General features: G+C 44.9%; 5 protein-coding genes. 1 reads left to right on the top strand and 4 read right to left on the bottom strand.

The window, feature by feature from the left end:
* On the top strand, positions 1-2,650 hold a 2,650-nt coding region (locus ABD744_RS09170; protein WP_344797691.1), incomplete at its 5' end, for a type I secretion C-terminal target domain-containing protein.
* Between the two features lie 123 nt (positions 2,651-2,773).
* Here ABD744_RS09170 and ABD744_RS09165 read toward each other — a convergent pair.
* The 4 genes from ABD744_RS09165 to ABD744_RS09150 are packed head-to-tail and all read right to left on the bottom strand — an operon-like array spanning position 2,774 to position 6,525.
* Positions 2,774-3,112, bottom strand: a complete 339-nt coding sequence (locus tag ABD744_RS09165) for a hypothetical protein (RefSeq protein WP_344797689.1) — start codon at positions 3,110-3,112, stop codon at positions 2,774-2,776.
* 30 nt (positions 3,113-3,142) lie between these two features.
* Positions 3,143-4,543 carry a TolC family outer membrane protein gene (locus ABD744_RS09160; protein ID WP_344797687.1) on the bottom strand — a complete coding sequence of 467 codons (1,401 nt, stop codon included), beginning with the start codon at positions 4,541-4,543 and terminating at the stop codon, positions 3,143-3,145.
* Between the two features lie 18 nt (positions 4,544-4,561).
* On the bottom strand, positions 4,562-5,188 hold the full coding sequence (locus tag ABD744_RS09155; RefSeq protein ID WP_344797685.1) for a response regulator transcription factor: 627 nt from the start codon (positions 5,186-5,188) through the stop codon (positions 4,562-4,564).
* Positions 5,185-6,525 (bottom strand): HlyD family type I secretion periplasmic adaptor subunit, encoded by a 1,341-nt coding sequence (locus ABD744_RS09150; RefSeq protein ID WP_344797683.1) that lies wholly within the window; start codon positions 6,523-6,525, stop codon positions 5,185-5,187. The genes ABD744_RS09155 and ABD744_RS09150 overlap by 4 nt, the downstream gene beginning before the upstream one ends.
* Between the last annotated feature and the right edge of the window lies 1 nt (position 6,526).

The following is a 6,526-nucleotide window of genomic DNA, read 5'->3' as shown; positions in this document are numbered from 1 at the left end:
CCTGAGCACCGATGGCACCTACAGCATCACGGCCGACGGCGCGGATGCGGACGGCAATGCGGCGGCGCAGGCGATCGACAGCTTCGAGATCGACACCACCGTTGGAGCCAATACGATTACGATTGAATCAATAAGTAATGACACGGGCACTGTAGGGGACTTTAAGACTACTGATACTAACTTAACTGTAAGTGGTAGCTTGGCTAATGTGTTGCTGATTGATGAAACACTACAAATAAGCACGGACGGTGGAGTTACATGGGTTAATGTGAGTAGTGTTACTGGTACTTCTTGGACTCATGACGATACTGCAAATACACGAAGTGCCGATTTTAGCTATCAGTTACAAATCGTGGATAATTTAGGTAATACTGGTGCGACAGCTACTCAGGCTATAGAAATTCAGTACACGCCGACGACCGATGATGCTGTTATTAATTCAATTGAAGACAATTTGGTTTCGATTGTTTTGGTGGCAAATGACAGTGATGGTTCTATTGAATCTTTCAGTCTTAATGAACTACCTGTAAACGGTACTTTGTATCTTGATTCTGCAATGACTCAGGAGGTTCAGGTTGGTATTGATTATTCGGCAGTTTCTGAACAGCTGACTGTGTATTTCAAACCAACAGATCATTGGGCTGGAAACACTTCATTAGAATTCGCAGCGAAAGACGAAGAAGGGTTATCTAGTAACACTTCAACTGTGACGATCAACGTTGCGCCAGATGCAGACGCACCAAATCTATACGGGCCAAGTAAAGTTGTTGAGTTGGTGGATTTGTCTGGAAATAACGGCAATGAACAGAACGGGGTTGTTGATATAACGAATGGTACGATCACGTTAAATAGTGAAGACGATAATAACGAAGCCTCTCCTGCTGACATTGAGTCTGGGCTAGGTTTAAGTTCAGGCACATTGGACTCGTTGGCTGAGACATCAAGCGCTACGAAAGCCGTTGATGGTTCGTTCTATCAAAAAACTTTTTATGCGCAGGTGGGTGATACATTAACGTTTAACTGGGATTTCATTGATCCAGAGTCAGCCGGTGGTTTTAATACAACTGTGTTTAATGATTACGCGATTGTGGTTATTAATGGCCAGCCCGTTGTGTTGGAAAGCACGAACGACAATGACCAAGGTGTCGCAACTTACAGCTACACGGTGACAGAAACGGGGCCATTGTCTTTAGGTTTTGCAGTCGTGAATGTGGGGGATAATCAGTATGACTCTCAGTTGATTATTTCTGATCTAGAGCTTTCTGGAATAAATGTTCCGATAGAAACCGTTGATGTTGAGCTTAATCTTGCTTCTTCGTTAGTCGACTTGGATGGTTCTGAATCTTTGGTGGTAACCCTTTCAGGGTTCCCAGAAGGGACTCAGTTCAGTGAAGGTTCATTGGTTGGGTCAAATTGGGTTATCGATCTTGGTACTAGCTCATTGGATGGCTTAACCATGACTTTACCTGCTAATGCTGGAGCCTTTGATTTGCAGGTTACATCAACTTCGACAGATAGCGATGGCTCAAATGCCGATTCTAGCTTAACCATTCCGGTTACTTTGTTGGATGCAAGCAGTGCAGGAAGCGCTCAGGTAGGTCTTCAGGGGAATTATTATGGGTTCAACAGAGTTGAATTTGGTAATAACAACATTGAAAGCATCAGTGAAGCGCGTACGGTGATTAATAATCAGTCTGTAGATGCTACCTTTACAGCAACCACATTGGATTATGGCTCTGATTCTAATTCAGGTGATCTTGCCAGAAGTAACCATTTACAAGAGTTCCTGAAAGACGATGCTTCATCTTTGTCTCGCGACCCTGGTAATAACGAGCATGCTTTGTTACATATGGAAGGTAAAATTTATCTAACTGAGGGTACTTACGGTATTCAGGTTACCGCTGATGATGGTTATCAAATCTTAATTGATGGTCAGTCAGTGGCAGAATACAACGGTAATCAGGGGGCACAATTAAGAAACCCTGATAGTCCTCAGGGCGATCCGAACAACCCTTTATATGATCCGGAGCAGAATCATGTGTATTTTGATATTACGGATGCAGGTGCCCATGATATTGAGATCATTTATTGGGATCAGGGTGGCGGTTATCGTTTCTTGGCAGAAATCACGGATGATAATGGTGCAACCTATGAGACGTTGGATGACGGATATCTACGGAGCAGTGAAACCGATGCCACTCAATTGATCGGTGATGATTCATCGAATGAATTGGTTGGGCTTTTGGTTGACGATGACATCTTTGGCCAAGCAGGGAACGATACCATTATTGGTAACTCGGGCAACGATTATATGTCCGGTGGTGATGGTTCAGATACGTTCACTTGGATGTCTGGAGACGAGGGCACTGTCGGCTCTGTTGCATCGGATGTGATTACCGATTTCCAGGTCGGCTCTGGCGGTGATGTTCTTAACTTGTCCGATTTATTAATCGATGAAGAGAATAACTCGCTCGATCAGTTCCTGCACTTCACTAAGGAAGGCAATGATACTGTGGTTGAGGTGAGTCCTGATAAAGGGTCTGTTACTCAGAAGATTACCTTGCAAGGTGTGGATCTGACGACTTATGGTGATGATAGTGCAATCATTACCAAGTTAATCAGTGATGGCAATCTGGATGTGGATTCGTAAGAATCCACTTTGGTGATTTGGCTCTATTACGAGTTAAATCACCATATAGTTAATTTTAATCACTAAAAAAGGGAGCTTCTCGCGAAGCTCCCTTTTTTGTATTTTTCTAAGATGGTCTGAAGACTAAATCATGTCGTCATCGCTGAGAATAGAGGTATCTTCTGTAGAAAGTAAAGATCGCAGTTTTTGACGTGCGACGAGCTTCTCCTGAACGGCATCCGGTAGGTCTGTGAAGAGGATGACTTGCTTTTGAACCAATACCTGAATTAAGTCTTCAGCGACTCGGGCAAGTTCTGCATCGGAGTCTTTCAGGGCTTGTCTGGCTTCGCTTTGGTCGCAGTCTGCGTCTAAGAAGGCAATCACTTCATGGTGTGTTGAGGGGAGGTACTCCGCGCCATCATGGTGAGACTCAGAGTGTAATGCAACAATTTTACCGCAATCACTTCGCTCAATGTATGGCATCGGAGTTCCTTTTAGTATGTTAGCTTCAGATTAGTAATTCACTTCTGAATTCAGAAATGGTCTGTCTGGTGGTGTGTACTCAGGCAGTTTTTCAGTTTCAGGTGTTTGGACATCGAGCGATGACAGCAAGTTACCTTGCGTTCTTAAAACCTGATACTGAGCCAAGGTGAACTCACGCTGGGCCTGAACTAATTGGTTTTCAGCTCTTAAAAGTTCATTTTCTGAGTCTAGTACATCCAATAAGCTACGTTGGCCAATTCGGAACTGTTGTTCGTAGGCTTTTTGTGTCTCTTTGGTGGATGCTACGTAATCTTTCAGGAAACCTGTACGGTTTTCTGATGAACGATAGGCGTTCCAGGCAACTTCTGCATTTTTACGTACTTCCCGCATTTCCCGGTCGAGCTGATATCGGGCTTTTTCGAACTGGCTCATAGCCTGGCGCTCACTGGCTTCGGTAAAGCCGCCCTGGAACAGATCGTATTCCATTTTTAACATGATGTAGGCATCGTGGTTATTGCCTTCGGTGCCGTCCAGGTTCTGATTCCAGGATGCGCCAGACTCAAGAAAAAAGGTCGGGTAGTAATCGCCTTTGGTTGCATCCACATTGAATTCCTGGGCGCGGAGCTCTTGTCGGCCTGCCAGTACAGAAGGGTGATTTGACAGCGCATTTTGAATGGCGGCAGTTTTATCCACAGGCAATTCGTAGCCAAAATACGGCATGTTGGTGATGGTCGGTGGGTTGATCCCAACCAGCTCATAATATTGGCTTTCAGCGTCGTACAGGTTATTCAGCGAAGTTTCCAAATTGGAACCAGCTAAGGCTAAACGGGCGCGTATCTGGCTGATATTGGCTTTGTTGTCCGCCCCGGATCTTACCCTGATTTGGATTTGATCATAAATGCGTTGATGAGCCAGAAGGTTATTTTTACTGTTTTTTACAATCAGGTTGGCTTCAACCACTTGAATGTAAGCTTCAACCGCACGAATGGCGACGTCTTCTGCCACTTCCAGTAATTCGAAATCCGCACTGTCGATGCGGGCTTGCTCCCGGGCACGTTCGTTTTGCATCTTGAAGCCGTCGAACAGGTTTTGAGTGACTAATACCTGAGCTTCTTCTCGGCGAAGGCTTTCTGAGCCGCCGCCGCTGATGGAGCGAGTTGTGTTATTGTCGCTGTTCTCAGGGCCAATGCCCGCAGTAATCAGTATTTGTGGAAGATAACGCGAAAATGCTTTTTGCTCTTCGTCTCTTCGGGATGCATGTTCTTTGATCTGAGCTTTTACTTCCGGGTGGTTAGTTACCGCGACCCGGATGGTTTGTTCAAGGCTGTTAGCATGCAGAACGCTACTGAATGAAATTACACTGATACAGCCAATGGATTTTATTATGGGTTTGAGATGCCTGGTGAGAGAAGTTGCTAGTTTGTTTGTCATATTCATTTCCGGAACAAGTTAAAAGTCGTTTTGGTAATTAATAATGAGTTCGGTTCTGTTTCTGACGCCTAACTTCTCGTAGATAGCTGACAAATGCGCTTTAACAGTCCGCTCGGAGATATTGAGTTTTTCACCAATAACCCGATTGGAAGAACCCGTTATTACTTCTGTGGTCACACCATATTCTCTTTCTGTGAGAGATTTGAGCAGGTGAGCATTGTCAGAAGTTTTCTTATTGTTCGTATATTGTTTAATACCTTCAGTAATGGCAACGCCAAGCCAGGTTTCACCGGTCATGACCAGTTTGATCGCTGCGATCAGTCTGTCTCTGTGGCTGTACAAGTTACCGTAACCTTTGAACCCTTGTTGTAATGCCGTTATGCCTTCCGCAAAGGAGGGAACGGGGGTCAAAAGGATTGGTGTATGTTGGTACTTGCTAATTTCGGTGCGCACTATATCACAGGTTAAGCTTTGTTCAACAAGTACGATGGATGGAATTTGTTGAGCAAGCACAAATGAGGCCTCGTCCACACTGTTTGCCGTGTGAAGATTAAATTCTTGCCTGAGCGCCTGTTTCAGTCGCTGCTCGTTCTCTGGGTGAACGATGGCCAGGATATTGATAGGGGGAGAAGGAGTCGAACTCATTTTTCGGTCAACGCTCGCTCTTTTGCTTTAAAGATAGGTTTTAACAGGTAATTCATAATTGTTTTTTTGCCAGTTAAAATGTCTACGTTGGTGGTCATACCCGGGATAATAGGTAATTGGGTGTGGTTCTTTTCTAGATAGTTCTGGTCTGTTTTCACCCGAACTAAATAATAGGTTTCATCTTTGTCGTTGGTGAGGGAGTCTGCACTGATGTGAACCACAGAGCCTTCTAAACCGCCGTAAATCGCAAAGTCGTAAGCGGTGAACTTCACAATGGCTCGTTGACCCGGGTATATGCGGGCTATATCGGCTGGGCTGACCCTTGACTCAATTAATAGCGAGTCTTCAATTGGGACGATACTGAGAATGTCCATGCCCGGTTGAACCACGCCGCCTACAGTATTAATCATCACTTGCTTGACTGTCCCTTTCACAGGCGACCGAACCGCTGTTCTGGAGACTTTGTCCTGAAGTGCATCTTCGGATTCCACCAAACGTGTGATTTCAGCGGACACTTCTGAAAGTTCGACGTAGGCCTCACTCTGATGTTTGAGGTTAATCTCAGACAGCTTGCTCTCAAGCTCTTCAACCTGAGCGGCCAATACCGGTAACGACAGATTAAGTGAGCTGATTTGAGTTTCCAGTTTAACCACTTCTTTTTCGGCCCGAATGATTTCCACTTCTGAGACCGCGCCGCTCTCAATCATCGGAGACAGTATGTTGAATTCTTTTTCGGCAAGTTTCAGCGAACGTTTGGTTTGTTTTTGCTCAGTTTGTATTTGCTTAAGTTCGGCGTCGGTTTGTGCAATTTGTTTTCTGATGGTCGACTGCTGCGCTTTCAGCTGGTTTTTACGTTTTAAGAACAGCCCTTGTTCTTGCAGAATGAAGGGCATGGCTTCTTCTTTTAATTCTTCCGGAATGGTTATACTGCTGTGACCTTGCGATTCGGCTTTTAAGCGGGAAGCCCGGGCCTGTAATTCAAGGAACCGTAAGCGTGTTTCTTTAAAAGATGACTGGAACTGGGTGTCGTCAATTTTTACCAAAACATCGTCTTTGTTGACCAGCTGGCCTTCCGTAACCAGTAACTCGGAAATAATCCCGCCTTCCAGATTTTGAATTACCTGAAGCTGCTGGGATGGGATGACTTTACCCTCTCCACGTGCTATCTCATCAATTTCAGACACATAGGCCCATGTAATAAACAGGCAGAAAAAGGCAAATACCGACCAAATAAGCAATCTAGATTTAAACGGCGTTTGTTCTTCCATTGCCGCCCGGTTTGGGGCCATATAAGCCAGATCAATATCTCTTGCACGTTTCAAAGATGAGCGAACCATA

Origin of the sequence: Litoribacillus peritrichatus, from assembly GCF_039537985.1 — a bacterium.
Classification (GTDB): Bacteria; Pseudomonadota; Gammaproteobacteria; order Pseudomonadales; family Litoribrevibacteraceae; genus Litoribacillus; species Litoribacillus peritrichatus.
Note: the sequence above shows the minus strand (reverse complement) of the source record. Positions and strands in the feature narration are given on the sequence as shown.

What these genes read in the sequence shown, in the direction of transcription:
- ABD744_RS09150 (WP_344797683.1), bottom strand. Translation starts at nt 6,525, where the DNA reads ATGGTTCGCTCATCTTTGAAACGTGCAAGAGATATTGATCTGGCTTAT.
- ABD744_RS09165 (WP_344797689.1), bottom strand. Translation starts at nt 3,112, where the DNA reads ATGCCATACATTGAGCGAAGTGATTGCGGTAAAATTGTTGCATTACAC.
- ABD744_RS09155 (WP_344797685.1), bottom strand. Translation starts at nt 5,188, where the DNA reads ATGAGTTCGACTCCTTCTCCCCCTATCAATATCCTGGCCATCGTTCAC.
- ABD744_RS09160 (WP_344797687.1), bottom strand. Translation starts at nt 4,543, where the DNA reads ATGACAAACAAACTAGCAACTTCTCTCACCAGGCATCTCAAACCCATA.